Below are 25,493 nucleotides of genomic sequence, written 5' to 3'. Positions count from 1 at the left end.
TAAATTCATTGATTGATGAACTGAGGCCATGAATCTGACCCTGCGCCAATTGCGCGCCTTCGACGCCGTGGCCGACACCGGCAGCTTCACCGCCGCGGCCGCCCGGCTGCACCTGACCCAGTCGGCGCTCAGCGTGCTGGTGCGCGAACTGGAGCGCGAAATGGGCGTGCAGCTCTTCGACCGCCACACGCGGCGGGTGCTGCTCTCGGAGGCCGGACGCGAATTCCAGCCCTCGGTGCAGCGCCTCTTGGCCGATCTCGCGGGCGCGGTGGCCGGCGTGACCGAGCTGCGCGACCAGAAGAAGGGCGTGCTGCGGCTCGCCGCGCCGCAGCTCATGGCCTGCACGCTGATGCCGCGCGTGATCGCGGCCTACAGCGCGCGCTACCCGGACATCGACGTGCGCCTGGCCGACACGCTGCCCGAGCACCTGCTGGCCGGCGTGCTCTCGGGCGAGGTGGAGTTGGCGGTGGGGCAGGACGTGGCGGTAGATCCCGCAGTGATCAAACGCCGCACGCTCTTTCGCGACCGCCACTGGCTGATCTGTCCGCCCGACCATGCCTTCGCGCGCCGGCGCCAGGTGCGCTGGAGCGAGCTCGGGCCCTACACCTTCATCGCGCCGACGCGCGATTTCCGCCAGCGCGTGCTGCCCGAGCTGGACGCCGACGCGCGCGAGCTGATGCTGCGCGCCACGACGCAGGAGGTCTCGTACATGACGACCGCGTTGGGCATGGTCGCTTCGGGCCTGGGGCTCACGGTCTGCCCGACCTACTCGGCCTCGCTGGTCAAGGCCCACGGGCTGCAGATGGTCAAGCTCGACCGGCCCGATTTCCATCGCGAGGTCTGCGTCTACGCCGCATCGCGGCGCTCGCTGTCGCCGGCGGCAGCCGGTTTCGTCGAGATGCTGGAGCAGTTCGTGCGGAAGCCGGGCCTTGGCGGTTGATCGACAACAGGGCGTCACCGGCGAAACCTACAAACCTACAATGGCCTCTCGCCTTTTTTCAAGGCAGTCCCCTCCGCTTCTCATCACGCCCATCCCATGAACGTTCTTCGATTCACCGACCTGTGTGCGCAAGGCAAAGTCGCCGGCCAGCGCGTGTTCATCCGAGCCGATCTCAACGTGCCGCAGGACGATGCCGGCCGCATCACCGAGGACACGCGCATCCGCGCCTCGGTGCCCTGCATCAAGCTGGCGCTCGACGCGGGGGGCGCGGTGATGGTCACCTCCCATCTCGGCCGTCCGACCGAGGGCGCATTCAAGCCCGAGGATTCGCTGGCGCCGGTCGCCAAGCGCCTGGGCGAGCTGCTGGGCCGCGAGGTGCCGCTGGTGACCGACTGGGTCGACAGCGTCCAGGTGGCGCCCGGTCAAGTCGTGCTGCTGGAGAACTGTCGTCTCAACAAGGGCGAGAAGAAGAACGACGAGACGCTCGCGCGCAAGCTCGCCGCGCTGACCGACATCTACGTCAACGACGCCTTCGGCACCGCGCACCGCGCCGAGGCCACGACCTACGGCATCGCCCAGTACGCCAAGGTGGCTTGCGCCGGCCCGCTGCTGGCGGCCGAGATCGACGCCATCACCAAGGCACTGGCACAGCCCAAGCGCCCGCTGGTCGCGATCGTCGCGGGCTCCAAGGTCAGCACCAAGCTCACCATCCTGAAGAGCCTGGCCGACAAGGTCGACCAGCTGATCGTCGGCGGCGGCATCGCCAACACCTTCATGCTCGCGGCCGGCCTGCAGATCGGAAAGTCGCTGGCCGAACCCGACTTGCTCGATGAAGCCAAGGCCGTGATCGAAGCGATGCGCGCGCGCGGCGCCGCGGTGCCGATCCCGGTCGACGTGGTCACGGCCAAGACCTTCGCGGCCGATGCCGCCGCCACGGTCAAGGCCGCCGACCAGGTTGCCGACGACGACCTGATCCTCGACATCGGCCCGAAGACCGCCGAGATCCTGGCCGCGCAGCTGCGCGAAGCTGGCACCATCGTGTGGAACGGCCCGGTGGGCGTGTTCGAGTTCGACGCCTTCGCCAAGGGCACCGAGGCCATCGCGCGCGCCATTGCCGAGAGCAGCGCCTTCTCGATCGCGGGCGGCGGCGACACGCTGGCCGCCATCGCGAAGTACGGCATCGAGGACAAGGTCGGCTACATCTCGACCGGCGGCGGCGCCTTCCTCGAAGTCCTGGAAGGCAAGACCCTGCCGGCCTTCGAGATCCTGGCCAAACGCGCAGCCGGCTGAATACCCTCTATCGGTCGGCCGAGAAAGTGTATACAGTGTGGAATACAAACCGGAGACCTGAATGAGCACGCCCCGCCTTCCCCGCCACGCCACCAAGATCGTCGCCACGCTCGGCCCGGCATCGAGTTCGCCCGAGCTGCTCGAGCAGATGATCCATCACAAGGTCAGCGTGGTCCGGCTCAACTTCAGCCACGGCACGGCGCAAGACCACATCAACCGCGCCGCCATGGTGCGCGAGGCGGCCCGCCGTACAGGGCGCGAGGTGGCGATCATGGCCGACCTGCAGGGCCCGAAAATCCGGGTCGGCAAGTTCGCCGAAGGCAAGGTCTGGCTGGAGGCCGGTGCGAAGTTCGTGCTCGACGCCTCGCGCACGGAGCTGGGCGATGTCAGCGAAGTGGGGCTGGACTACAAGGACCTGCCGCGCGACGTGAAGCCCGGCGACAGCCTGCTGCTGAACGACGGGCTCATCGTGCTCACGGTCGAAGCCGTCAAGGGCGACGCGGTCCACACCACGGTGCGCCTGGGCGGCGAGCTCTCCAACAACAAGGGCATCAACAAGCAGGGCGGTGGCCTCACGGCGCCGGCCCTGACGGCCAAGGACATGGAGGACATCAAGACCGCGATGAGCTTCCAGGCCGACTACGTGGCGGTGAGCTTCCCGAAGAACGCGACCGACATGGAAATGGCGCGCCAGCTGTGCAACGTGGCGGCCGCCGAGTTCGGCCACAAGCCGGGCCTGATCGCCAAGATCGAGCGCGCCGAGGCGATCCCCAAGCTGGAGGAGATCCTGCGCGCCAGCGACGGCATCATGGTCGCGCGCGGCGACCTGGCGGTCGAGGTCGGCAACGCGGCCGTGCCGGCGCTGCAGAAAAAGATGATCCGCATGGCGCGCGAGATGGACAAGGTCGTCATCACCGCCACGCAGATGATGGAGTCGATGATCACCAACCCGGTGCCCACGCGCGCCGAGGTGAGCGACGTGGCCAACGCCGTGCTCGACGGCACCGACGCCGTGATGCTCTCGGCCGAGACCGCTTCGGGGCGCTACCCGCTCGAGACGGTGCAGGAGATGAGCCGCATCTGCGAGGCGGCCGAAGCCGCCGAAGACCTGCAACTCGACGCCGACTTCAGCGGCCAGTCCTACGCCCGCATCGACCAGTCGATCGCGATGGGCGCGCTGTTCACCGCGCACCATTTGGGCGCCAAGGCGATCGTCGCGCTGACCGAATCGGGCTCGACCCCGCTGTGGATGAGCCGCCACCGTGCCCACATCCCGATGTACGCGCTGACCTCGCGCCTGGCCACGCAGCGGCGCATGGCGCTCTACCGCAACGTGCGGCCGCTGCTCATGGACCCCGAAAGCGACCGCGACACGGCACTGCTTCAGGCCGAGGCGCACCTCAAGAAGCGCGGCATCGTGCAGACCGGCGACGTCTATGCGATCACCTGCGGCGAGCCCATGGGCGCGCCCGGCGGGACGAACATGCTGAAAATTTGCAGAGTGAGCTGAAGGCGACGCCGTCCCGGCGCGGGCGTCGGTCCTGTCCGACAGGGGTGCTCGGTAGAATTGAGGCAGTCTTTTTTCTTCTTCCATCCCAACATTCCCGCGAGGTACACCCATGGCTCTCGTTTCGATGCGCGAACTGCTCGACCATGCCGCCGCCAACGGCTACGGCATTCCGGCCTTCAACGTCAACAACCTCGAGCAGGTGCAGGCCATCATGTCGGCGGCTGATGAAGTCGGTGCGCCGGTCATCCTCCAGGCGAGCGCAGGCGCGCGCAAGTATGCGGGCGAGCCCTTCATCAAGCACCTGATCGAAGCCGCGATCGAAAGCTGGCCGAAGGTGCCGCTGGTGATGCACCAGGACCACGGCCAGAGCCCGGACGTCTGCAAGGGCGCGATCGACCTGGGCTTCAGCTCGGTCATGATGGACGGCTCGCTGCAGGCCGACGGCAAGACCATCGCGAGCTACGACTACAACATCGAGGTCACCAAGAAGGTGGCGGACATGGCGCACCGCGTGGGCGTCACCGTCGAAGGCGAGCTGGGCTGCCTCGGCTCGCTCGAGACCATGAAGGGCGACAAGGAAGACGGCCATGGCACCGACGCCACGATGACCATGGAGCAGCTGCTGACAGACCCGGAGCAGGCCGCCGATTTCGTCAAGCGCACCCAGATCGACGCGCTGGCCATCGCCATCGGCACCAGCCACGGCGCCTACAAGTTCACGCGCAAGCCCACCGGCGACATCCTGGCGATCAACCGCATCAAGGAAATCCACCGCCGCATCCCCAACACCCACCTCGTGATGCACGGCTCCTCCAGCGTGCCGCAGGATCTTCTGGCCGAGATCCGCAAATACGGCGGCAACATGAAGGAAACCTACGGCGTGCCGGTCGAGGAGATCCAGGAAGCCATCAAGCACGGCGTGCGCAAGATCAACATCGACACCGACATCCGCCTCGCGATGACGGCCGCGATCCGCAAGTTCTTCACCGAGAACCCCGAGAAGTTCGATCCGCGCGAATACCTGAAGCCCGCGCGCGAAGCCGCAAAGCAGATCGCCAAGCAGCGCTACGTCCAGTTCGGCTGCGGAGGCCAGGGCCCGAAGATCAAGGGCGAGACCCTGCAGGTCGTCGCCGCCAAGTACGCCAAGGGCGAGCTCGCGCAAGAAGTGGTCTGATATTTCCGCTGGCGCGCAGAAGCCACCCTCGCGGTGGCTTTTTTCTGCGCGCACAATCTCCGTCGTCCTTCGCCTATCCGACACAGTCACCCCGTCATGACCACCGTCCACACCTCCTCCATCCAGAGCCTTCCGCTGCTCGCGCGCGGCAAGGTGCGCGACAACTACGCGGTCGGCGAGGACCGCATCCTGATGGTCGCGAGCGACCGCCTCTCGGCCTTCGACGTCATCATGGGCGAGCCGATCCCCGGCAAGGGCGTGATCCTCACGCAGATGGCGCTCTGGTGGTTCGACCGGCTGGGCCACCTGTGCGCCAACCACCTGACCGGCGACGCGCCCGAAAGCGTGGTGACGCCGCAAGAGGTGCCCCAGGTCAAGGACCGCTCCATGCTGGTCAAGCGCCTCAAACCGATCCCGGTCGAGGCCGTGGTGCGCGGCTACCTCGCCGGCAGCGGCTGGAAGGAATACCAGGAGAGCCGCGCCGTCTGCGGCGTGCCGCTGCCCGAGGGCCTCAGCAACGCGAGCAAGCTGCCGCGGCCGATCTTCACGCCCGCGGCCAAGGCAGCGGCGGGCGCGCACGACGAGAACATCAGCTACGACAAGGTGGTCGAAGTCGTCGGCCCGGCGCTCGCGCAACAGATCCGCGAGACCAGCATCGCGATCTACGAGGCGGCCGCGGCCATCGCGCTGGCCAAGGGCATGATCATTGCCGACACCAAGTTCGAGTTCGGCCTCGACGAGGCCGGCACGCTGGTGCTGATGGACGAGGTGCTGACGCCCGACAGTTCGCGCTACTGGCCGATCGAAGGCTACGAAGCCGCACTCGCAGCCGGCACGAATCCGCCGAGCTACGACAAGCAGTTCGTGCGCGACTGGCTCGAGGCCACCAAGATCAACGGCAAGCCCTGGGACAAGACGCCGCCGGCGCCGCGCCTGCCGGCCGAGGTGATCGAGAAGACGGCGGCCAAGTACCGCGAGGCGCTGGAGCGGCTGACAGGCTGAGCGGCAGCGCGCCGGATGTGAATAGATCACAAATCCGGTGGCAATAGTCCCCACCCGCCGGGGGCGCGATTTAGGACACTTTCCTCACCAAAACGGATGAGGAAAGCGCCATGACCCCCGAAGCCGACCCGGACATTCAGAAGGTCCGAAGCCAGATCGCCGCGCCCGTGCCCGACGCTCTGCAGGCCGCCATGCTGGCACGCGTGCTCGACGAGATCGACCACGGTCTGCTGCTGGTCGACCTGACCGGCCGCATCCTGCATGCCAACCATCCGGCGCGGCGCGAACTCGCCGCCGGGCGCATGCTGCGCAGCGTCGAGGGGATGCTGTGCACCGGCGAGATCGCCTCGCAGTCGAAGATCCGACGGGCGCTCAAGGATGCGGAGCACGACTGCCGCAGCATCGTCGAGCTCGAGCACGCGGGCGAACCCTTGTCGCTGGCTTTCATCCCCTTGGCCATGCTGCACGGTGCCGCGTCGGTCGACACCGTGCTGATCATGTGCGGCCGCCGCTCGGGCTGCGAAATGCTCACGATGCAGATGTTCGCCCGCGCCAAGCGCCTGACCCGCACGGAGCAGAACGTGCTGGCGCAGCTGTGCGCCGGGCGCAGGGCCGAAGAGATCGCCTGCCTGCAGGGCATCTGCCTGTCCACGGTGCGCACCCACATCAAGAACGTGCGGCAGAAGACCGGTCGCGGCAGCATCCGGCAGGTCGTCAACGACGTTTCGCGCATGCCGCAGATCGTGTCGGCGCTGCGGCTGACGGCGCAAGACTGAAAGACCTTGGGGCGGCACCGCGCGGACCGTATAGTCCGCGCATGCCGCCCAAGCCCGCTGCAGCCCGCGCCGAAGACTCGCCTGCCGATGCGCTGCCGGCAGAGCTGCGCAAGCTCGCGGCGCTGGGGGTGCAGCGCCGCTACCGTACTCACACCGTGCTGATCGAAGAGGGTGATCAGGGTGACTCGATCTACATCGTGCTCTCGGGCCGGCTGCGCGCCTTTGTGTCCGATGCGCGCGGGCGCGAGGTCACCTTGGGTCTGCATGGGCCGGGCGAGTACGTCGGCGAAATGTCGCTCGATGGCGGTCTGCGCTCGGCGAGCGTGCAGGCGGTGGAACCCACCGTCTGCGCCGTGGTCGCGCGCGAGACGATGCTGCGGCACATCGCGGACGAGCCGGAATTCGCGCTGGCGCTCATTGTGCGATTGATACGGCGGGCGCGGCTGGCGACGGAAAGTGCGCGCAGCATGGCGTTGCTCGATGTCTACAGCCGGTTGCGGCGCCTGCTCGAAGAACGGGCCGAGACGCAGGCCGACGGCACGCGCGTTGTCGCCGAGCGTCTCACGCACCAGGCCATTGCCAGCGAGATCGGGTGTTCGCGAGAGATGGTGAGCCGCCTGCTGAAGGATCTGGAAACCGGCGGGTACCTGTCGGTCGCGAGACGGCAGCTGGCCCTCCAGCGAGAGCTTCCGGCACGCTGGTGAAGCGTTGCGTCAACGCAAGCCCGCGCCCGCCCTTGCCTTGAGCCACGGGGGTGGCGCCGGCGGCGATGGAGGCGTTGGCGTCGGCGGCGGGAGGGCGTTGGAACCGGGCATGGCCGCCAGTTCCCGGACGTACTGCGGCGCGGCGATGCTGGTGCCCGTCAGCCGCAGTACCGTCGCGCTTCGGTTGCCGGCCGCGAGCAGTCCGGCCAGCACGCGGCTTTCTTCCGTGGGGTAGGCCCAGTCGGGCCCCTTGCGATTACCGCGGGTCGGGCCACCGGCGCTGTAGGGCGCCGGTTGGCCATCGGAAAGGCGGTAGCCGGCCGCCACCAGGCTGTGGGTGCCCGTGCCGATGCCATTCATGGCGCCGCTCGCGACCACTTCCGCCGGCGCATTCTCGCGCCCGACATCCAGTTGTTCGTCCGCACGCGAGAACCGCTTCGGATCGTAGCCGGGGCTGTAGAGGTAGCCGCTGCGGCCCCGGCGAGCGCGACCCATGTTGGCGTCGCTGCGACCCAGGTAGGCATGCGCAACGCCCGGGACCGTCTTCCCGGCTTTCGGTTCGACGGTGACGCGCCATATCCCGGGTGTGGCCAAGGCGAACGCAGCTGCGCCGCTCCCGGCGGAGGGCCGCGCGGTCGGCGCGATCCCGATGATCACCTCGATGCGGTTGCCCGGCGGAGGGCCTTCGATCGCCACGATGAGCACCTGCGTGTCGTCGGGAACCGTGAGAGGTTTGGGAGGCTCGGGAAGGATGTCGCTGGCCACAATGTGCTCGTCCGCCGGCGTTTCGACGGCGACTTCGACATCGTCCAGCGTGACGCCGTCCGGTAGCCAGATCTCCAAGAGCGAGGGCACCTGGGAGTCCGGCGAGACGAACCAGTCGATGGTTCCTCCACGACGCGCCAGGTCGAATTCGGCGTGCGCTCGCAGCTGATGGTTGTTGCCCGTGGGGACCACGACGAGGAACTGGTAGTTCTCCTCTATCGCCGTTGACGTCATCTCGTCGATCGCGCGTTCCAGGACCGACGTCCCGTCATGCGGACCTGTCTGGGGGCCGTAGCTCAGGTTCACGATGACTTTGTTCGCGGAGGTCTTGTGGGTGTGGCGTGCGTAGAACCGGATCGCATGCAAGGCGTCCAGACCATAGTGCTCCAGCCATCCGCCCGAGGGATCGTCGAGCGCGTCCGGAGGCAGTTGCACGAAAGCCAGATCCGTCCTGCCGATCAGAGGCTTGGGTTGCTGGCGGCCATCGATCTTGCGTGCGAACCCGGCGGCATGGCTCATCACCTGTGCACCGTGGCTCGTTGCGCCGCGAAGGCTGGGCAATTCGGTCAGGCCGTAGGCTGCGTCTTCATCGACAACCCCCTGCAAGGTTGCGCGAGACAGGATTTCCTCCAACTGGTCGTGGCCGTAGGTCGCCCCATAGGCAAAGGGCGTCGTGGACGGCGGCACGGCACCGGATGGGGCGCTGCCGCCCTGGTCCCATATGTAGCGCACGCGCAGGGAGGGGTCGTCCGGCCGCCGGTAATGCAGATGGGCAAACGGGCAACCGTCGTCGATGATGCCGATCACCGTGGCGGGGCCGTTCTGGGCGATTCGGGGGGCAGGACCTTCATCCTGGGTGGGTGGCGCGACGGGCGCCGCGAGCTCGCAGTATTCGGCACCGAGGCGCTTCAAGTCGGCCAGTTGCTGATCGAGGTTGGGAATGCTCGCGGTCACCGTCGCGCAGCTGTACCCGACGTAGAAGTCGCAGAGCCAAAGCCCGGCGTTTCGCAGCGCCCTGAGCGTTGTCGCGTCGAGGCGCTTGTCGAACTTCACGAGCAGGACCGTCTTTCGCGACTCGCCGATATCGAAATAGCGGAAGCCGGTGTAGAGGGCCCACAGCAGGTAGGCGTCCATCTTCAATTCGGACGAATGAGAGAGCAGCATCGAGGCGCCTTTCTTGAATTCGAGGAGCGGCGCAGACTACACGCTGAGCGCGGCGCGCTCCCCTGCGCCCAGGTTGAAAAGCTCGACCAGCATCGAGGAGGGCGCCGCCGCCGCGGAAACGGGCACCACGCCCCCGATCGTGTAGCCCATCGAAAGAACTGTGGGAGGGTCCGTGGGAAGAGCCGTCTTTGGTCGGTCAATGATCTGCCCGGTGAGGTCCAGGTCCAGGGTCTTGCCGTTGACGCTCGTCGTGTCGAAGCCGCGCACGCACACATCGCTGCGGACGCCGAGCCGGGCAAGCACGTACTCGGCGATGACGTGCCCGAGCAGGCGTCCGGCAATGCTGTCGGCCGGAAAATGCACGCCGGCCACCACGCGATTGGTGGCGATGCGCGCGGCTTGCCGGTAGAGCTGCAGCGCTGTTGCTGGGACCCTCGATGACAGGTCCAGCAAGCCATCGAGCAGCCGGGCGAGCATGAAGGCCTGCGTGGCGTGACCGCTGGGAAAAGCCCCGTGGCCCGGCGTCGTGATCATCGGTTGCACCTGCGGTGAAAACTGGTGTGGCCTCCAGCAGGCGAGCGCGTGCTTGAACTGCATCTCGACCAGCACCGTGAACTGGATGGCATTCACCAACAGCTCGATGGTGAAGCGGTGTCGTTCGGGATGCAGCCCGATCACGGCCGCAACGAACGGGGACTGATTGTCGATCTGCGCGAGGATCTCCGCGGTGCGGTCGAGCCGCAACTCGCCCCACGCCTGCACGAGACCCATCTGGTCCTTGAAGAATGAAACGGCGGGTCTTGCCAGGGTTGCGACGGGGGTGTTGTTGATCTTGAGCTCGCAGACATGAGGGGTCCCGGGCGTGGCGGAGATCGAGATCTCCTGGCAAAGCTCCCACTGCAGCACATGCGAGCGCACCCACGTCTCCCATCGCGTGAAGTTGACGGAATCATTGAACGGAGGCTCCGGCCGGGCCCGGGGGGGATCGGTCGGATTCGACGTGGCGTCGCGACTCGCAACCAGCGCGGTGGTCAGCAGGGGGTTGGCGAAAGCGTCGGCGAGCGTCGTGCCGCCTGACCCGCCGTAGCCGCCGTAGCCGCCGTATCCCCCGTATCCCCCGTATCCGCCGTATCCGCCGTATCCGCCGAGTTGTGCCATTTCATCCTCCTAGGTTGGATTGACCCGCCCTGACCACGATAGCCGCCGAGATGCGCGAATTCATCCCCCTTTGATGGGTTGAATCGCATGCACTCTCAGCGTTCTTTCGCGCCTGCAGCGCGCAGCGCGTCCTTGAGCCGCTCCAGATAGGCCGGCACCCGCTCGCGCGAGGGATAGCCGCGTTCGAAGCGCGCAATGCTGAACTCGGGATCCCGCTGCATCAGGAGCGCCATGTTCTTGCGCGCGGCATCGATCTGTCCTGAAAAGGCCTGTGCCAGGATCAAGGCGCGGTAGCTCGACAGATGCGCGGCATTGACGCGCAACGACTGTTCGGCATAGGAGACGGCCAGTGCATACTCGCCGGCGGAAATGGCAATCGAGGCCATCAGTGAGTCGTAGTAGTACTTCAGCGGATCCAGGGGGGACAGCTCGAGCGCCCTTTGGCCTGCCGGAAATGCCACTTCGCCGTCGCCGTCAAACGCGTGCACCATGGCTTTGAAAAGCCAGGCCAGCGATTCGTTCGCATTCCATTCGAGCGCCTGGTCGCAGCTATGAACGGCGCTGTCGATGTCCTTGGCCAGATGGCAGTACACGAAGCCTTGCATGGCCCACGCAAGCGCATTGCCGGGCTCCGCATCCAGTGCGCGCCGCGTCTCGTTCAGGGCGATCTGCGCTTGCGATCGGGGGTCGCTTACCAGCCCGCGCGTCGTGCAGAGCACATACCACTTGGCCAGCCAGACGCGAGGCAGGGCACACCGGCTGTGACGTTCGATCAGCGCGTCCAGAACCTCGCGCGTCTTGAGAAACTGCGCCGCGGCGCTGCGATGCATGAGTCCGATTCCTCCGAGCAGCAGGCTGTAGCTTTGCAGCGTCGGAAGAGGCTGGGTGAGCGCGACTTGCGCTTCCTTTTCGAGAAGCGCGCGGTGACAGCCGCACGCGATGCCGTCGCACAGCTCGCTGCGTGTCTGAAAAAGATCGACCACATCGCCTGTGATCCTGTCAGCCCATACGATGGTGTTTTTCCGCGTGTCGGCCAACTCCACGCTCACCAGCATCTTTCCCTGGCTGACCGCATAGCTTCCGGAAAGAACGTAGTGAGCGCCCAGATGCGTGTGGGCATCGCTGATGTCGGTAAGCCGCCCGCGAAAGAGCGAGGTGGAGAGGCGTGAGATCACCTTCAATTCGCGCGTGCGGCTGAGCTGGCCGATCACGCCGTCGGCCAGCAGTTCGCCGAGTGCGAACTGACCGGGATCGACATTTCTGCATTCAAAAGGAATCACCGCGATGGTTGGCTGCAGTGGTGTGGCGTAGTCCCGCTGCGCGATCACGACGGGCTGTTGCCCGGCGGCGCCAATCCGCCAAACGCGCACAGGGGCGTCAAGGTGTTTGAGATAGCACTCCCCGAGATCCTCGAGGGTGCCATCCAGACCGTCGGTCAAGCTGTCTCGAATCTGCGTGGTCACCACCGTTTCTGCAGGGCCCGCCAGGGTCGCGATGCGCGCCGCGAGGTTGACGCCCGTGCCATAGATGTCGTGCTCATCGGCATAGACCTCGGCGCTGTGCAGACCTATGCGCAGGGACATGGAGGTCTGCATTGCGCTGCACTCTGCCTTCATCCACGCGTGCATGGCCAACGCCGCGGCTACACCCCGTTGCGCACTGTCGAACTCCAGCATCAGGCCGTCGCCCAGGCTCTTCACCATGCGCCCCTTGGTCTCGGGAACGATGATGTGGTCGACGTGCGCCACGAACGCCAGCCAGCGCGAAATGGCACCGGCTTCGTCGTTTTGCATCAGGCTCACCGATTCGACCAAATCCACCACCAGCACCACTGTTGAGTGGTGCGGCAGTCCAAGGTCTGCGTCCGGCGCGGCGGTCGTGGGTGGATTCGCGCTCAAGTTCATCCTCGATGGGGTACAGAACCTGCTGGAGCGAGCCCCAGGCGGACCGGCGTACTAAAAACGAAGCGTCGGCGCTCGATGTTACGGCGAGGAAGCTATAAGCACTACATGTTTCCGGCGCGCGCTGCCGAAACTGGCAAAGCTCGCAGCTAGCGCGCTGCGCTGCCGCTGCTCAACGTCGCCACGGTCCGTCCGGCCGCGTCCAGCAGCGAGAGCCGCGAGCTCCCCTGCAGCCGGTAGCTGGCCGTGGCCTGCAGCGCGGCGAAGAACTGGGTCTCGTTGATGTTCACCGCCTCGCTCGGGCAAGCCATGCGGGTCGCACCCAATTGGCGCAGCCTGAGCGTGCTGCCGCTGCGCTCATAGGTGCCCGACACGCGGTTGCAGCCGCCCGAACCGCTGACCCGGCCGCTGTTGCGGTCGAACTGGATCTGTGCGTTGCGCCGTGGATCGCTGCTCGGCTCGATCAGCTCGCTGCCGAGCTGCTCGAGCTGCCAGACCGGTCCTTCGATCGGCTCGTCGAGACTGATGCCGCTGCCGCAACCGGCCGCGAGGGCGGATGCGAGCAATGCAGTCGTGAAGAACAAGGAACGCATGGCCGAACTTTCCTTTGGCAACAAATTGAAATACGCGCCAATCGTATGCGAGCCCGTTCAGCGCGCCAACGCGACCCCGCCCGCGAGCCGGGATTGGATGCAGCGCTGCACGCTGCCCGGCGCGTCGCGCAGGAGCGCCGGCCAGTCGGCCTGCGCCTGGCGCACGGTGTTCTTCGCGATCGCGACGAGCCGCGCCGGCCGCAGCAGGCCGGCGTTGCGCAGCAGCGCGTCGAAGGCCGGCCAGTCGAAGGCGGCAAGCTTGGCATCGATGGCGCGGTTCACGCCGTAGTCGGTAGCCGGCACGCCCTCGAAGAAGGCAGCCACGCACACCGGGTCGTAGAGCGGCGCCAGGGTGGGCGTCATGCCGTCGGGATAGCGCAGCGCCCAGTTCTTCAAGTGTGCATCGCTGTTGCCGAGCAGGATGAAAGCGACGATGCGGCGCACGCACTCGCGCACGTCGGCCACGGGCTCGGGCGACAGGCGGTCGAGCACGCGCAGCATCTGCGGCCAGTCGACCTCAAGGCCGCGGTCGTACTTCTGGCGCGGCTCGTACTGGACCACCTGCGCGAACTCCTCCATGTGCACACGACCGCCCTCGGTCGTGCGGTCGAAGCGACGCACTGCGAGGATCTGGTCGAAAGGGATCTGCTCGGGCAGCTCCGCGTCGGCGCGCGAAATCACGCTTGCCTCGGCGCAGTCGAGGCCCAGCGCGGCGCAGAGACGGTAGCCCGCGAACTCGTTGGCCACCAAGTCGGGATGGCGCACCGTCGGCAGCTTGAGGATGAAGGAACCGGCCGCGCCATGGCGCCGCACCACGTAGCGCCGCCCCTCCTGCACCGCGGAGAACTTGACGACCACACCGGGGATCGAGGCCGCGTCCTCGACCGGCGCCTCGACGAAGCCGGGCTCCAGCACGTCGAGCCCGAGCGCGGTGTGCCAGTGGCGCACGGTGTCGGGAATGCCTTCGGCCGGCGGCACCGGCTCGACCTCGATCGCGCCCATCAGATCGTGGCCAGCGGCAGCCAGCAGCTCGAATTCGTCGTCGGCGCTACAGCCGCGCTGCTGCGCGAGGCGCTCGCGGTTGTGGCCTTCGGGCAGCAGATTCTGGAAGTAGGTGGGCCAGTGGCTGTCGCTGCGCGACAGGCGGATGTCGCGCGCCGACGAGAGGATGGCCCGGGTCGACGCCTCGTCCGCGCCGCGGTAGGCCAGCGACAGCGTCGGCCTTGCCGGATCGGCCACGTAGTCGGCGTCGAAGGAGACCCGCAGGATGTCGCCGTACTGGGACAGGTAGCCGATCGCCCGCCGCCCGCCGCCTGGCAGGTGCAGCGACATCCGCAGGCAGCGGATGCTGGTGATAAAGGCTGAGCTTGTGCTCACTTGTCCTCAATGATCTGTGCGATGGAAGGCGGCGCCCCTACACCGGCCGGCTGGCCCAGCACGCGGCCTCCCGAGCGCACGAAGTCCGCCAGTTGCGGGCGCAGAGCGGCCGGCACAGGCATGAGTTCGAGGCCCAGCGCGCGTGCCATTTCGAGCAGTGTCGAAAGCCGGGGATCGATCTGGCCGCTTTCGGTGCGCTGGACGGTCATGCGAGAGAGGCCGGCACGTTCGGCCAGGGTTTCCTGGCTCCAGCCGGCCGCCTTGCGGGCTCTTTCCAGTTCGTCGATGAGCATCAAGCTACTCAAAATGTAGAAATTGAGTAGCGATAGTAGCTACCTCAGTTTTGGCGGGCAACAAAAAAGCCACTCGAAAGTAGCTTTTTGATAGATATGAGTAGTTTGATGATCTTTTTCTGAGGCGCTCGGTCTCAGCTCAGCACCACGCTGCTCAGGCGGCGCCGGTAGCTCGCCACGGTCGGATCGTCCGGCGGAATCTGGCCGTCCGCCACCTTGGGCTTGGGCGGCTCGATGATGTCGAGGATCGCGATGTAGGTCTTGCGGGCCAGTTCGTCGTTCCAGCCCTTGTCGCGCATCAGGATGTCGAGCAGCTCGTCCATGGCCTCGGTCCATCGCTGCGCGCTCATCAAGAGGCGCGCACGGTCGAAGCGGGCCTCGAAATCGCGCTTGTTGGCCGCGATGCGGGCTTCGGCGCCGGCGAGCGTCGGTGCCGCACCGGTGGCCGGCGTTGCGAAGTCGATCGCGTCCATCCAGCGCTGCAGTGCGTCGAAACGGCGCACCAGCGAGGTCTTGGCGATCACCGGCGCGAAGGCGACCTTGGCATCGTCGACGCGGCCCTCTTGCAGCAGCAGCTTGATGTAGTCGAAGCGCGCGTCGTCGTTGGCCGGGTCGGTCGCGACCGCGTGCTGCAGCCGTTCGAGCGCACCTTCGGTGTCGCCCTCGGCCAGCGCTTCCTGGGCAGCTTCTTCCTGCTCGGTGGCCGCGGCCTCGTCGGCGCCCGGCACATGTTTGTCGAGGAAGCTGCGGATCTGGTCGGCGGGAATCGCGCCGACGAAGCCGTCGACCGGCTGGCCGTCCTTGAACATCACGCAGAAGGGAATGCTTCGCACGCCGAACATCTGGCTCAGCTGCTGCGAAATCTGCGGCACCTTGTCGGCATCGAGCTTGGCCAGCGTGAAGCGGCCGGCATACTCGAGCTCGAGCTTTTCGAGCACCGGGCCGAGCTGTTTGCAGGGGCCGCACCACTCGGCCCAGATGTCGAGCAGCACCGGCGTGGTCATCGAGCCGTCGATCAGCTCGGTCTGGAAGTTTTCGAGGGTGATGTCGATCATCGCGGGAACCTGGGGGTGAAACGTAAAATTGAAACCATGAAGCAAGCAATTCAGGTCGGCGTGGTGATGGGCTCGAACTCCGACTGGGAGACGATGCGCAACGCGGTCGAGATTCTCCAGCAATTCGGCATCGCCCACGAGGCGCGGGTGGTCTCGGCCCACCGCATGCCCGACGAATTGTTCGCTTATGCCGAAAGCGCGGCGCCGCGCGGCCTCGCGGCCATCATCGCCGGCGCGGGCGGGGCGGCCCATCTGCCGGGCATGCTGGCGGCCAAGACCACCGTGCCGGTGCTCGGCGTGCCGGTCGCGAGCCGGCACCTGCAGGGCGTGGATTCGCTCTACAGCATCGTGCAGATGCCAAAGGGCGTGCCGGTCGCGACCTTTGCCATCGGCAACGCCGGCGCAGCCAATGCGGCGCTGTTCGCGGTTGCGATGCTGGCCGTGGCCGATCCGGCGCTGCGCGCCCGGCTCGACGCCTTCCGCGCGCAGCAGACCGAGGTGGCCCGGTCGATGGCCCTGCCGCCGGTCGATCCGCCGGCGATATCGCCTTTCTCGCCCCAGGGCGGAGGCGCGCTGTGAGCGCGATCCTGCCGGGTGCCACGCTCGGCGTGCTCGGGGGCGGTCAACTCGGCCGCATGTTCGTGCATGCGGCGCAGCGCATGGGCTACTTCACGGCGGTGCTCGACCCCGATGCCGACAGCCCCGCAGGGCGCGTGAGCCACCACCACATCCACACCGACTACACCGATGTCGACGGCCTCGCGCGGCTCGCGGGCCTGGCCGATGCCATCACGACCGAATTCGAGAACGTGCCGGCGCCCTCGCTGGAACATCTCTCGGTCGCGCGTCCGGTATGGCCGGCGGCGACCTCGGTGGCGATCGCGCAGGACCGCATCCGCGAGAAGAGCCACTTCGTCGGTTGCGGCGTGGACTGTGCGCCCTACGCGATCATCGAGTCGGCCGACCACATGGCCGTGCCGCCGAACCTGCTGCCCGGCATCCTCAAGACCGCGCGGCTCGGCTACGACGGCAAGGGGCAGCGGCGCGTGGGCACGCGCGAGGAACTCGCAGCCGCCTGGAGCGCGATGGGCGGCGTGCCCTGCGTGCTCGAAAAGCTGCTGCCGCTGGATTTCGAATGTTCGGTGATCGTCGCGCGCGGCGAAGATGGCCAGGTCGTGCACTTCCCGCCGCAGCGCAACCTGCACCGCGACGGCATCCTCGCGGTGACCGAGGTGCATGCCGGCAACATGGGCGAAGCGCAGGCGCGGCACGCCGTCGATTCGGCCGTCGCCATCGCGGAGGGCCTGGGCTATGTCGGCGTGCTGTGCGTCGAGTTCTTCGTCCTGGCCGACGGATCGCTGGTGGTCAACGAGATGGCGCCACGCCCGCACAACAGCGGCCACTGGACCATCGAGGCCTGCGACATCTCGCAGTTCGAGCTGCAGGTGCGCACCCTCGCCGGCCTGCCGCTGAACGCGCCGCGCCAGCACAGTCCCGCGCTCATGCTGAACCTGCTGGGCGATCTGTGGTTTGCCGATGCCGAGGCCTCGGGCGGACCCAGGTCGTCGGAGACGGCGGTCGAGCCCCGCTGGGCCGATGTGCTCGCGCTGCCTGGAACGCATCTCCATCTCTACGGCAAGACCGAGGCGCGCCGCGGCCGCAAGATGGGCCATCTCACGATCACGGGCGAGAACATCGACACGGTTCGCAGCACCGCCGACTTCGCGGCTGCGCTGCTCGGACTGCCGATCCCTCTCTCGGAGTGAGCGCCATGATTCGCGACGGCCAGTCGCCCGCTGCCATCGACGAGGCCGTGCGCGTGCTGCGCGCCGGCGGCCTGGTCGCCTTCCCGACCGAAACGGTCTACGGTCTGGGCGCCGATGCGACCAGCGACGCGGCCGTGGCCGGCATCTTCAAGGCCAAGGGCCGGCCCAGCAACCATCCGCTGATCGTGCACGTGGCGGCCGGTGTCAAGGGGACCGAAGCGTTGTCCCGCTTTGCCCAGCCGCTGCCGGCCTTCGCCCAGAAACTCGTGCTTGCCTTCTGGCCCGGCCCGCTGACGCTGATAGTCACGCGCCAGCCCGGCGTGGCCGCGGCGGCGGCCGGCGGCGAGGACACCATCGGCCTGCGCTGCCCCGCGCACCCGGTGGCGCAGGCGCTGCTCGCGGCCTGCGCCGAGCAGGGCGTGCCGGGCGTGGCGGGGCCGAGCGCGAACCGCTTCGGCCGCGTGAGCCCCACCACCGCGCAGCACGTGCAGCAGGAGTTCGGCGACGCGCTGCTGGTGATCGACGGCGGTCCCTGCGAGGTGGGCATCGAATCGACCATCGTCGACTGCAGCCGCGGCGCGCCGGTGCTGCTGCGGCCGGGCGCTATCACGCGCACCCAGATCGAGGCGGCCTGCGGCGAGGCCTTGCGCGACAAGCACGAGCTGGCCGCCCCCGACCCGCGCGCCTCGGGCACGCTCGAGGCCCACTACGCGCCGAGCGCCAAGCTGCGGCTGATGGATGCGAAGGCCATGCAGACCGGCCTCGACGTGCTCGGCGCCAACGCGGCGCACATCGCGGTCTGGTCGCGCAGCGCGCTCAAGAGCCGCTCGCAGCACATCCTGCAGCGCCGCATGCCCGACGACGCCGCCACCGCCGCGCAGCAGCTCTTCGCGGTGCTGCGCGCCTTCGACGCCGAGGGCGTCAAGCTGATCTGGGTCGAGACGCCGCCGGCCGGTCCCGAATGGGAAGGGGTGCGCGACCGCCTGCAACGGGCCGCTGCGGCCTGATCGCCCCCGTTACTTGACTGTGTCGAACAAGGCCCGCGCCCGCGCGTGGCAGAACGGCGGCTCGTAAGTGCCGTGATAGGCGGCAAAGTAGGTGGCGTAGGCAGCCGTCGTCGGATCGGTCGGCGCCGTGCCGCCCGGCCCATAGGTCGCCTGAATCTGCGCGTCGACGTCCACCGTCGACACGGTGGTCACGCCGCGCGCATCGAAGTCCGTCTTCATGGGCACCATATGCACGGCCGGCGGCACCGTCGGATCGCCGGCGCCGGCGCACAGCAGCGTCTTGGCGCGTGGGCTCCAGCCGAACAGGTCGTTCTTCTTCGCGTCGAGGAAGAGCGTGTTGTTGGGGTTGGTCTGCACGTCCGTCAGGAACGCGCTCTGGAACAGCGCGTCGCGTGCCTGGGCCGGCGTCTCGCCGTTGGCACCGGGCAGCGCGCCGCTCGTCACCAGCGTGGTGAAGTTCAGCGTCGGGCTCGGCAGCAGGTTTTCGATGGTCGCTGCGTAGGGCGCCTTGAAGACCGTGTTGACGTCGGTGTAGACGTCGCCGTAGATCTTTTGATAGGAGGTGACGATGAACGGAACGAAGAACTGGTAGCCCGCGATCGCCGTCGTGAGCTTGAACGATCCCGACATGTTGTACGGACCTGCCAGATGAGCCCCGGCCACCACGTTGAATTCGAGCGGGCTGTCGCGCTCGGCGGCCCGGTGTGCCGCCATCGACGAGTGCCCGCCCTGCGAGTAGCCGGTGAACATCACCTTGCCCGAGAAGGAGCCGCCCGTCGCCACCAGCGCCGTACGCGCGGCGCGGATCGAATCCAGCACCGAGCGGGCCTCCGAATCGGCGTGCAGATAGGGGTGGTACGAAAAGCTCGACTTGGCATAGCCCAGGTAGTCGGTGGCGACCACGGCGTAGCCCTGGGCTGCGTACATCGCCGTCAGCAAGAAGGTCTCCGGATCCTGCGGATTGGCCAGCGTGCGCGGCTTCTGCACGTCGGTGGCCTTGGCGTAGGCCACCAGCGGCGCGTTGTTGGCGCAGCTGCCCGCGGGCATCAGCAGCACGCCGGAGGCGTTGGTGGCTTCGCCCTTGGGGCCCACCGTGCTGTAGTTGAGCGCCACCACGCTCACGTCGCACTTGGCCTTGCCGCTGATCGGCTGCAGGCCGTTCTGCGCAGTGCCGGCATCGATCTGCGCGGCCGACAGCGTCGTCACGGTCACGGCCGGTTCCTGGAGCGCGCCGGTGCCGGTCCCGCCGCCGCCGGCTCCGAAGTTGAAACCGGGGCCGTCGCCGCCGCCGCCGCAGGCGGCCAGCAGGCTGGCCATGGCGACGGCGCTCAGAAGATGCAGACGCTTCATGGATGTCTCCGGGAGTCTTGTTGTGAAGGGCGCACCGATCCTAGGCTTGCGATCTGCAAAGCAAGACAAGGGAAACCCGGAGCCGGAACGGCGTGGAAGTCGCGTTGGCGACGCTCGGTCAGTTGTCCTGCGCGGCCCAGTCGACCAGCGCATCGAAGGCGGGCCGCGCCGCCGCTGCATTGCCGTTGTTGGCGATCGCGACCACCACCCAGCGCCGGCCGCTGGCGCCGTGCACGTAGCCCGCGACGCCGGCCGCGTCGCGCAGCGTGCCGGTCTTGAGATGCGCCGCGCCGCCCGAGCGCAGCGCGCGCTTGCGCAGCGTGCCGTCGACGCCCGTGGCGGGCAGCGAGGACACCAGCTCGGGCATCACCGGCGAACGCCAGGCCACCTGCAGCATCTTCGCGAGCGCGGCTGCGCTGATGCGCTCCTCGCGCGAGAGCCCCGAGCCGTTGTCGAACACCGGCTGGCCTTCGCCGGTGCCTATGCGCTCGTTCCACCACTGGCGCATTGCGGCGCGCGCACCCTCGAGCGTGCCGCGCTTCTTTTGCTGCAGGCCGAGCGTGAGGAACAGCTGCTGCGCCATCACGTTGTTGCTGTACTTGTTGATGTCGCGGATCACTTCGGCCAGCGGCGGCGAGACGGCTTCGAATGCGGGCTGGAGACCCGCCGGCACCTGCCCCTCGCGCACCTGGCCCCGGAGCTTGGTGCCCATCTCGGCCCACAGCCCGCCGACCGCGCGCACTGCGTAGCTGCGCGGGTCCGCATACGCCACCGGCCACACCTTCTCGCCGCAGGCGGCGGGGTAGCTGCCGGCAAAGCTCACGCGCGCCGGATCGGTGAAGGCCGGCGCCAGCGCGGCGCGCCAGTCGCCGCATTCACCGGCCGACAACGGCACCGTGGCCTGCGTCGCCACGCCGGCCAGGTAGGGCTCGAAGTTGACCTGCGCCGTCTGGCTGTCGCGGTTCGGCACGAAGGTCATCACCACCGACTTGAAGTTGATCAGGAGCGCATCGGGCGCGACGTTGTAGGGGCGCAGGCCCTCGCCGTCGAAGGCGGCCGGATCGGCATCGGGAACCTCGAAGGCGCTGCGGTCCAGCACGATGTCGCCGTTGATGGTGTGGATGCCCATCCCCTGCACGCGGCGCAGCAGCAGCCACAGGCGCTCGAGCACCAGCTTCGGATCGCCCTGGCCCTTGATGTAGAGGTTGCCGGCCAGCACGCCGTTCTGGATCGGACCGTCGACGTACACGGGCGTGGTCCAGGTGAAGGCCGGGCCGAGCAGATCGAGCGCGGCGTAGGTGGTGACCAGCTTCATGACCGAGGCCGGGTTGACCGGCACCTGCGCCCGCCACGCGAGCCGCGGGGCGTGGGTGGCGTCGGCGTCGGCCACCAGCATCGTCACCGCATCGCGCGGCACCTTGGCGCGGGCCAGTGCGGCCTCGACCTCGGGCGGGAGGTTCTGGGCGATGGCGGGCACCGAACCCAGCGCCGCCAGCGCCAGAACCAGGGACAGCATGCGAACGGCGCGGCGCGTGGCAAGGGGCAGGGCAAAGGGCATCGCGCGATTATCCCGGCCGGCAGCGTCATGGGCCCATCGCAGCGCGGTGCATGGCCGTCCCTCGATAATCGCGTGATGCCCGCCGCACCCCGCTTCTCCGCTCGCACCATCGGCATCGGCGCGGCCGTCGTCACCGTCCTGGTCTGGACCGCCTTCATCGTGATCGCGCGGGCCTCGGCCGGGCGCTCGCTGACCCCCTTCGACATTGCCTTCGCGCGCATCTGCGGCGCGAGCCTGGTGCTCATGCCCTGGGGCGCCTGGCTGGTGATGCAACAGGCGCGCCGGAGCGATCCGTCAGCGGGCTCGCTCTTCGGCCTGTCGCCCGCTTCACTGCGCGTCACCGCGACCGCAGGCGCTTTCGGCGGCCTGGCCTATGCCCTGCTCGCCTACACCGGCTTCTTCTACGCGCCGGCCACCCATGCCGCCGTGCTGATGCCGGGCAGCCTGCCGCTCTGGACGGCGGTGCTCGCGGCCATCGTGCTGCACGACCGCATCACTACAGCCCGCGCGCTCGGCCTCGCGCTGATCGTCGTCGGCGACCTGCTGGTCGGCGGCGCCAGCCTGCTGCATGCCCTCGAGGGCGGCCAGATCTGGAAGGGCGACCTGCTCTTCATGAGCGCGGCTTTCTGCTGGGCCTGCTACAGCGTGGTGGTGCGGCGCCACGGGCTCGACGCGGTGCGCGCCACCATCGCCATCACCGTGTTCGCCTTCGTGACCTACGTGCCGGTCTATGCCCTGCTGGCCGCCGCCGGCGTGGTCGCGAGCCGGCTCGACAGCGCACCGGTGGGCGAGATCGTGTTCCAGATGCTGTTCCAGGGCGTCGGCTCGGTCGTCATCTCCGGCATCACCTTCACGCGCATGATCCAGTACTTCGGGCCGGTGCGTTCGACCATGATCACGGCCGTGGTGCCGGGCCTCTCGGCCCTCGCTGCCGTGGTCTTCCTCGGCGAGCCGCTGCACTGGAACCTGATCGCCGGGCTGCTGCTGGTTACGGCCGGCATCCTGTTCGGCGTGCAGCGCGTTCGCGCCGCGGCAGCAGCAAGGCCGGCCGCCACGCCGGCGCGCGGATGACGGCCATGGCGACGGCGCTCAAGCTCCTGGCCTTCGACACCAGCACCGAAGCGCTTTCGGTCGCGGTGCGCCACGGCGACCGGCTGTTCGAACACAGCGGCGCCGGCGGCGCGCAATCCTCGACCACGCTGATCCCGCTGATCCAGCAACTGCTGGCCGAAGCCGGCCTCGCGCTGGCCGAACTCGATGCGATCGCGTTCGGGCGCGGGCCCGGCTCCTTCACCGGCCTGCGCACCGCCTGCTCGGTGGCGCAGGGCCTGGGCTTCGGCGCCGGCGTGCGCCTGCTGCCCATCGACACGCTGCAGGCGGTGGCCGAGGAGGCGCATCACCGTTTCGGTGCCATGCACGTGGTCGCCGTGCTCGATGCCCGCATGGACCAGGTCTATGCCGCGCGCTACGAGTTCGGGAGCGCAGCGGCGCCTGCCGGCGAAGCGGAATTGCTGGCGCCCGAGCAGGTCGAGGTGCCGTCCGGTTGGGCGCTCGCCGGCAATGCCTTCGCGGCCTATGGCGAGCGCCTTCCCGCAGCCGTGGCGCGCCACGAGGTGCTGCCCACCGCGGCCGCGATGCTGCGCCTGGCCCCCGAATTGCTTGCAGCCGGCCGAACGGTCGCACCCGCCGAGGCCTGGCCGCTCTATGTTCGCGATAAAGTGGCGCAGACCACCGAAGAGCGTGCCGCCCTCAAGGCGGCAATGACCGATTCATCATCATCATGAGCGCAGTCCTGCAACAGCCGCGTGAAGCCCGTCTCGAGCCGATCACGATCGAGCGGATTCCGGCTGTCTGCGCGATCGAGAAAACCGCCTTCACCCACCCCTGGACGCCGGCCAACTTCAGCGACTCGCTGGCCGCCGGCTACCACTGCCAGTGCCTGGTCGTTCCTTCCGCACTCGGCACAGAGCCCTCGCCCCCGCCCGCGGGCGGACCGCGCGCGCTCTGGGGGCGGCCTGCGGCCCGGACCGGCGACGAAACCATCATCGGCTACTTCGTGGCCATGAAAGGGGTCGACGAAGTCCATCTGCTCAACCTCACGGTCGCGCCGGCCTTCCAGGGCCAGGGCTGGGCGCCGCTGATGCTCGAGGCGCTGGCCGGCTGGTCGCGCGGCCAGAACGCCCAGTGGCTGTGGCTCGAAGTGCGCGCGAGCAACCTGCGCGCGCTTGCCATCTACGAGCGCCAGGGCTTTCGCCGCGTGGGCGTGCGCAAGGGCTACTACCCGGCGGAGGGCAACGCACGCGAGGACGCGGTGGTGATGAGCCTGCGGCTCAACGAATCGACCAGCGCATGGGGTGCGTTGAAATGAGCGCCGGCACGCTGAATCTCGACGCGCGGCAGCGCGCGATGCTCGACGAGATGGGCGTCAAGGTCTGGTGGCCGGTGGCGGAACCTGCCGAGGCGCAGGCGGTCGAGGTGGTGGTCGCGGCGCCGCGCGTCGAAGCCGAAGCCATGCCGGCGGCGCCGCGTGCGCCGGTGCCTGTGTCCGCTCCTCCTGTCCGTCCGTCCGCTGCGCCGTCCCACGGTGCGACCGTGCTGATCGATGCGCCGCGTCGTCTCTACGGCGATGAAGAGAAGGCCGTGCAAGGCGGCTGGCTGATCGTCGCCGACATGCCGCCCGAGCTCGACGGGCGCCACGGCGAACCCTTCGCGGGCGATGCCGGCCGGCTTTTCGACAACATGCTGCGCGCGCTGCAGTTGCATGGCGCAGCGACGCCCGTGCATCTGATGCGCACGCACCGCGGCGTGGCCTCGGGCCAGCCGGGCAGCCCGCGCCCGATCGCCGAGGCCTTTGCGGCGCCCGCCGCCGCCCTGGCGCCGCGCGTCGTGCTCGCGATGGGCCCGCTGGCGGCGCAGAGCCTGCTGCAAAGCGGCGAGCCGCTCGGCAAGCTGCGCGGCCGCGCGGTGCGGCTGGCCATCCCGGATCTGGAGGACGTCGCGGTCGTCGCGACCTACCACCCGGCCTACTTGCTGCGCAATCCGGCCGACAAGGCGCGTGCATGGGCCGACCTGTGCCTGGCGGCCGAGCAACTGCTGCGCTCGGGCTGAGCGCTGCCGGTGGCGGCCTAAAATTCCGCCCCATGACCTTTCTGGACAAGCTGCGCGCCGCCGAGCGCCAAAACGGCTCGCTGCTGTGCGTGGGCCTCGACCCCGAGCCCGCGAAATTCCCCGCCCATCTGAAGGGCGATGCCGGCAAGATCTACGACTTCTGCGCGCGCATCGTCGATGCCACCGCCGACCTGGCGATCGCCTTCAAGCCGCAGATCGCCTACTTCTCCGCCCACCGCGCCGAAGCCCAGCTCGAACAGCTCATGGAGCACATGCGGCGCAACGCGCCGCATGTGCCGGTGATCCTCGATGCCAAGCGCGGCGACATCGGGTCCACGGCCGAGCAGTACGCGCGCGAGGCCTTCGAGCGCTACGGCGCCGACGCCGTCACGCTGTCGCCTTTCATGGGCTTCGATTCGGTCGAGCCCTACCTGCGCCACTACGGCAAGGGCGCCTTCCTGTTGTGCCGCACCAGCAACCCGGGCGGTGCCGACCTGCAGGGCCAGCGGCTCGCAGGCCTGGAAGGAGAACCTTTTTTGTATGAACACGTTGCAAGACTCGTCCAGGGGCCTTGGAACCTGAACGGCCAACTCGGCCTCGTGGTCGGTGCCACCTACCCGGCCGAGATCGAGCGCGTGCGCGCGCTGGCGCCCACGGTTCCGCTCCTGATTCCCGGCGTCGGCGCCCAGGGCGGGGATGCGGTCGCCACAGTGCGTGCAGGCTGGCGCGCCGATGCGCCGATCGTGGTCAGTTCATCGCGCGCCATCTGCTACGCCTCGGCCGGCGCCGACTTCGCCGAAGCCGCTCGGCGCGAGGCGATCCGCACCCGCGACAGCCTCGAAAAAGCCAAGCCCTGAGCGACTTTTCGCGTCGTCGGCAAGGGCGCGGTTGTATCGGAGTGACGGAAAAAGTCACATTTCAGAACAATTGTTGTCGTAGTCACCGCCTTTGCACCGCCTTTAGAGTCCTCGCAGCCCGGCCTGCGTCCGGCATGGCATTTGC

The 25,493-nt window shown here is 68.1% G+C and carries 24 protein-coding genes; 15 read left to right on the top strand and 9 right to left on the bottom strand.

Annotated features, from left to right (window positions below):
* Nucleotides 1-28: 28 nt before the first annotated feature.
* From ACSQ9I_RS28905 to ACSQ9I_RS28875, 7 genes are all read left to right on the top strand, one after another.
* Nucleotides 29-940 carry a LysR family transcriptional regulator gene (locus ACSQ9I_RS28905; protein ID WP_093108664.1) on the top strand — a complete coding sequence of 304 codons (912 nt, stop codon included), beginning with the start codon at nt 29-31 and terminating at the stop codon, nt 938-940.
* Between the two features lie 96 nt (nt 941-1,036).
* The gene (locus ACSQ9I_RS28900) at nt 1,037-2,230 is read left to right on the top strand and encodes a phosphoglycerate kinase (protein ID WP_436315426.1); all 1,194 of its coding nucleotides are present in this window, start codon (nt 1,037-1,039) and stop codon (nt 2,228-2,230) included.
* A 61-nt stretch (nt 2,231-2,291) separates the two neighbouring features.
* Nucleotides 2,292-3,740 (top strand): pyruvate kinase, encoded by a 1,449-nt coding sequence (gene pyk, locus ACSQ9I_RS28895; protein WP_436315425.1) that lies wholly within the window; start codon nt 2,292-2,294, stop codon nt 3,738-3,740.
* A gap of 109 nt (nt 3,741-3,849) precedes the next feature.
* Nucleotides 3,850-4,914, top strand: coding sequence for a class II fructose-bisphosphate aldolase (gene fba / locus ACSQ9I_RS28890; RefSeq protein WP_436315424.1), 1,065 nt, complete (start codon nt 3,850-3,852; stop codon nt 4,912-4,914).
* Nucleotides 4,915-5,010: 96 nt separating this feature from the next.
* Complete coding sequence (locus ACSQ9I_RS28885) at nt 5,011-5,916, top strand: phosphoribosylaminoimidazolesuccinocarboxamide synthase (protein WP_436315423.1); 906 nt, start codon at nt 5,011-5,013, stop codon at nt 5,914-5,916.
* Nucleotides 5,917-6,026: 110 nt separating this feature from the next.
* Nucleotides 6,027-6,692, top strand: a complete 666-nt coding sequence (locus tag ACSQ9I_RS28880; protein WP_436305943.1) for a helix-turn-helix transcriptional regulator — start codon at nt 6,027-6,029, stop codon at nt 6,690-6,692.
* A 41-nt stretch (nt 6,693-6,733) separates the two neighbouring features.
* On the top strand, nt 6,734-7,396 hold the full coding sequence (locus ACSQ9I_RS28875) for a Crp/Fnr family transcriptional regulator (protein ID WP_436305942.1): 663 nt from the start codon (nt 6,734-6,736) through the stop codon (nt 7,394-7,396).
* A 9-nt stretch (nt 7,397-7,405) separates the two neighbouring features.
* Here the strand turns inward: ACSQ9I_RS28875 and ACSQ9I_RS28870 are convergent, their stop codons facing one another.
* From ACSQ9I_RS28870 to ACSQ9I_RS28840, 7 genes are all read right to left on the bottom strand, one after another.
* Nucleotides 7,406-9,325, bottom strand: a complete 1,920-nt coding sequence (locus tag ACSQ9I_RS28870; RefSeq protein ID WP_436315422.1) for a hypothetical protein — start codon at nt 9,323-9,325, stop codon at nt 7,406-7,408.
* Nucleotides 9,326-9,361: 36 nt separating this feature from the next.
* Nucleotides 9,362-10,483 (bottom strand): phosphatase PAP2 family protein, encoded by a 1,122-nt coding sequence (locus tag ACSQ9I_RS28865; RefSeq protein ID WP_436315421.1) that lies wholly within the window; start codon nt 10,481-10,483, stop codon nt 9,362-9,364.
* A 95-nt stretch (nt 10,484-10,578) separates the two neighbouring features.
* On the bottom strand, nt 10,579-12,381 hold the full coding sequence (locus ACSQ9I_RS28860; RefSeq protein WP_436305939.1) for an adenylate/guanylate cyclase domain-containing protein: 1,803 nt from the start codon (nt 12,379-12,381) through the stop codon (nt 10,579-10,581).
* A gap of 152 nt (nt 12,382-12,533) precedes the next feature.
* Entirely contained in the window at nt 12,534-12,977 is a 444-nt protein-coding gene (locus ACSQ9I_RS28855) for an META domain-containing protein (protein ID WP_436305938.1), read from the bottom strand.
* Between the two features lie 57 nt (nt 12,978-13,034).
* On the bottom strand, nt 13,035-14,309 hold the full coding sequence (locus ACSQ9I_RS28850) for a type II toxin-antitoxin system HipA family toxin (RefSeq protein ID WP_436315849.1): 1,275 nt from the start codon (nt 14,307-14,309) through the stop codon (nt 13,035-13,037).
* 41 nt (nt 14,310-14,350) lie between these two features.
* Nucleotides 14,351-14,647: a helix-turn-helix domain-containing protein gene (locus ACSQ9I_RS28845; RefSeq protein ID WP_436315420.1), complete on the bottom strand. Its 297-nt coding sequence runs from the start codon at nt 14,645-14,647 to the stop codon at nt 14,351-14,353.
* Nucleotides 14,648-14,781: 134 nt separating this feature from the next.
* Nucleotides 14,782-15,702 (bottom strand): tetratricopeptide repeat protein, encoded by a 921-nt coding sequence (locus ACSQ9I_RS28840; protein ID WP_436310037.1) that lies wholly within the window; start codon nt 15,700-15,702, stop codon nt 14,782-14,784.
* Between the two features lie 36 nt (nt 15,703-15,738).
* Here ACSQ9I_RS28840 and purE point away from each other — a divergent pair, with 36 nt between their 5' ends.
* Genes purE through ACSQ9I_RS28825 form a run of 3 tightly spaced genes read left to right on the top strand, consistent with a single transcriptional unit; the run spans nt 15,739 to nt 18,475 of the window.
* Complete coding sequence (gene purE, locus ACSQ9I_RS28835) at nt 15,739-16,281, top strand: 5-(carboxyamino)imidazole ribonucleotide mutase (RefSeq protein ID WP_436292092.1); 543 nt, start codon at nt 15,739-15,741, stop codon at nt 16,279-16,281.
* On the top strand, nt 16,278-17,468 hold the full coding sequence (locus ACSQ9I_RS28830; RefSeq protein ID WP_436315419.1) for a 5-(carboxyamino)imidazole ribonucleotide synthase: 1,191 nt from the start codon (nt 16,278-16,280) through the stop codon (nt 17,466-17,468). The genes purE and ACSQ9I_RS28830 overlap by 4 nt, the downstream gene beginning before the upstream one ends.
* A 5-nt stretch (nt 17,469-17,473) precedes the next feature.
* Nucleotides 17,474-18,475, top strand: a complete 1,002-nt coding sequence (locus ACSQ9I_RS28825; protein WP_436315418.1) for an L-threonylcarbamoyladenylate synthase — start codon at nt 17,474-17,476, stop codon at nt 18,473-18,475.
* A gap of 9 nt (nt 18,476-18,484) precedes the next feature.
* Here ACSQ9I_RS28825 and ACSQ9I_RS28820 read toward each other — a convergent pair whose 3' ends face one another.
* Both ACSQ9I_RS28820 and dacB read right to left on the bottom strand, forming a co-directional pair.
* Nucleotides 18,485-19,825 (bottom strand): lipase family protein, encoded by a 1,341-nt coding sequence (locus ACSQ9I_RS28820; RefSeq protein WP_436315417.1) that lies wholly within the window; start codon nt 19,823-19,825, stop codon nt 18,485-18,487.
* A 118-nt stretch (nt 19,826-19,943) separates the two neighbouring features.
* Nucleotides 19,944-21,341: a D-alanyl-D-alanine carboxypeptidase/D-alanyl-D-alanine endopeptidase gene (dacB, locus tag ACSQ9I_RS28815; RefSeq protein ID WP_436315416.1), complete on the bottom strand. Its 1,398-nt coding sequence runs from the start codon at nt 21,339-21,341 to the stop codon at nt 19,944-19,946.
* Between the two features lie 117 nt (nt 21,342-21,458).
* Here dacB and ACSQ9I_RS28810 point away from each other — a divergent pair, with 117 nt between their 5' ends.
* The 5 genes from ACSQ9I_RS28810 to pyrF are packed head-to-tail and all read left to right on the top strand — an operon-like array spanning nt 21,459 to nt 25,348.
* Entirely contained in the window at nt 21,459-22,454 is a 996-nt protein-coding gene (locus tag ACSQ9I_RS28810; protein WP_436315415.1) for a DMT family transporter, read from the top strand.
* Nucleotides 22,455-22,459: 5 nt separating this feature from the next.
* Nucleotides 22,460-23,167, top strand: coding sequence for a tRNA (adenosine(37)-N6)-threonylcarbamoyltransferase complex dimerization subunit type 1 TsaB (tsaB, locus tag ACSQ9I_RS28805; protein ID WP_436315414.1), 708 nt, complete (start codon nt 22,460-22,462; stop codon nt 23,165-23,167).
* Nucleotides 23,164-23,751, top strand: coding sequence for a ribosomal protein S18-alanine N-acetyltransferase (gene rimI / locus ACSQ9I_RS28800; RefSeq protein WP_436305928.1), 588 nt, complete (start codon nt 23,164-23,166; stop codon nt 23,749-23,751). Before tsaB ends, rimI begins: the two co-directional genes overlap by 4 nt.
* A complete protein-coding gene (locus tag ACSQ9I_RS28795) occupies nt 23,748-24,491 on the top strand; it encodes a uracil-DNA glycosylase family protein (protein ID WP_436315413.1) in 744 nt (247 codons plus the stop codon). Before rimI ends, ACSQ9I_RS28795 begins: the two co-directional genes overlap by 4 nt.
* A gap of 32 nt (nt 24,492-24,523) precedes the next feature.
* Nucleotides 24,524-25,348 (top strand): orotidine-5'-phosphate decarboxylase, encoded by an 825-nt coding sequence (gene pyrF / locus ACSQ9I_RS28790; protein ID WP_093108684.1) that lies wholly within the window; start codon nt 24,524-24,526, stop codon nt 25,346-25,348.
* The last annotated feature ends 145 nt before the right edge of the window (nt 25,349-25,493 follow it).

The organism is Variovorax sp. LjRoot84, assembly GCF_964254305.1.
In the GTDB taxonomy this organism is placed as follows: domain Bacteria; phylum Pseudomonadota; class Gammaproteobacteria; order Burkholderiales; family Burkholderiaceae_C; genus Variovorax.
The sequence above is the reverse complement of the archived record's forward strand: the minus strand, read 5'-3'. Positions and strand labels throughout refer to the sequence as shown.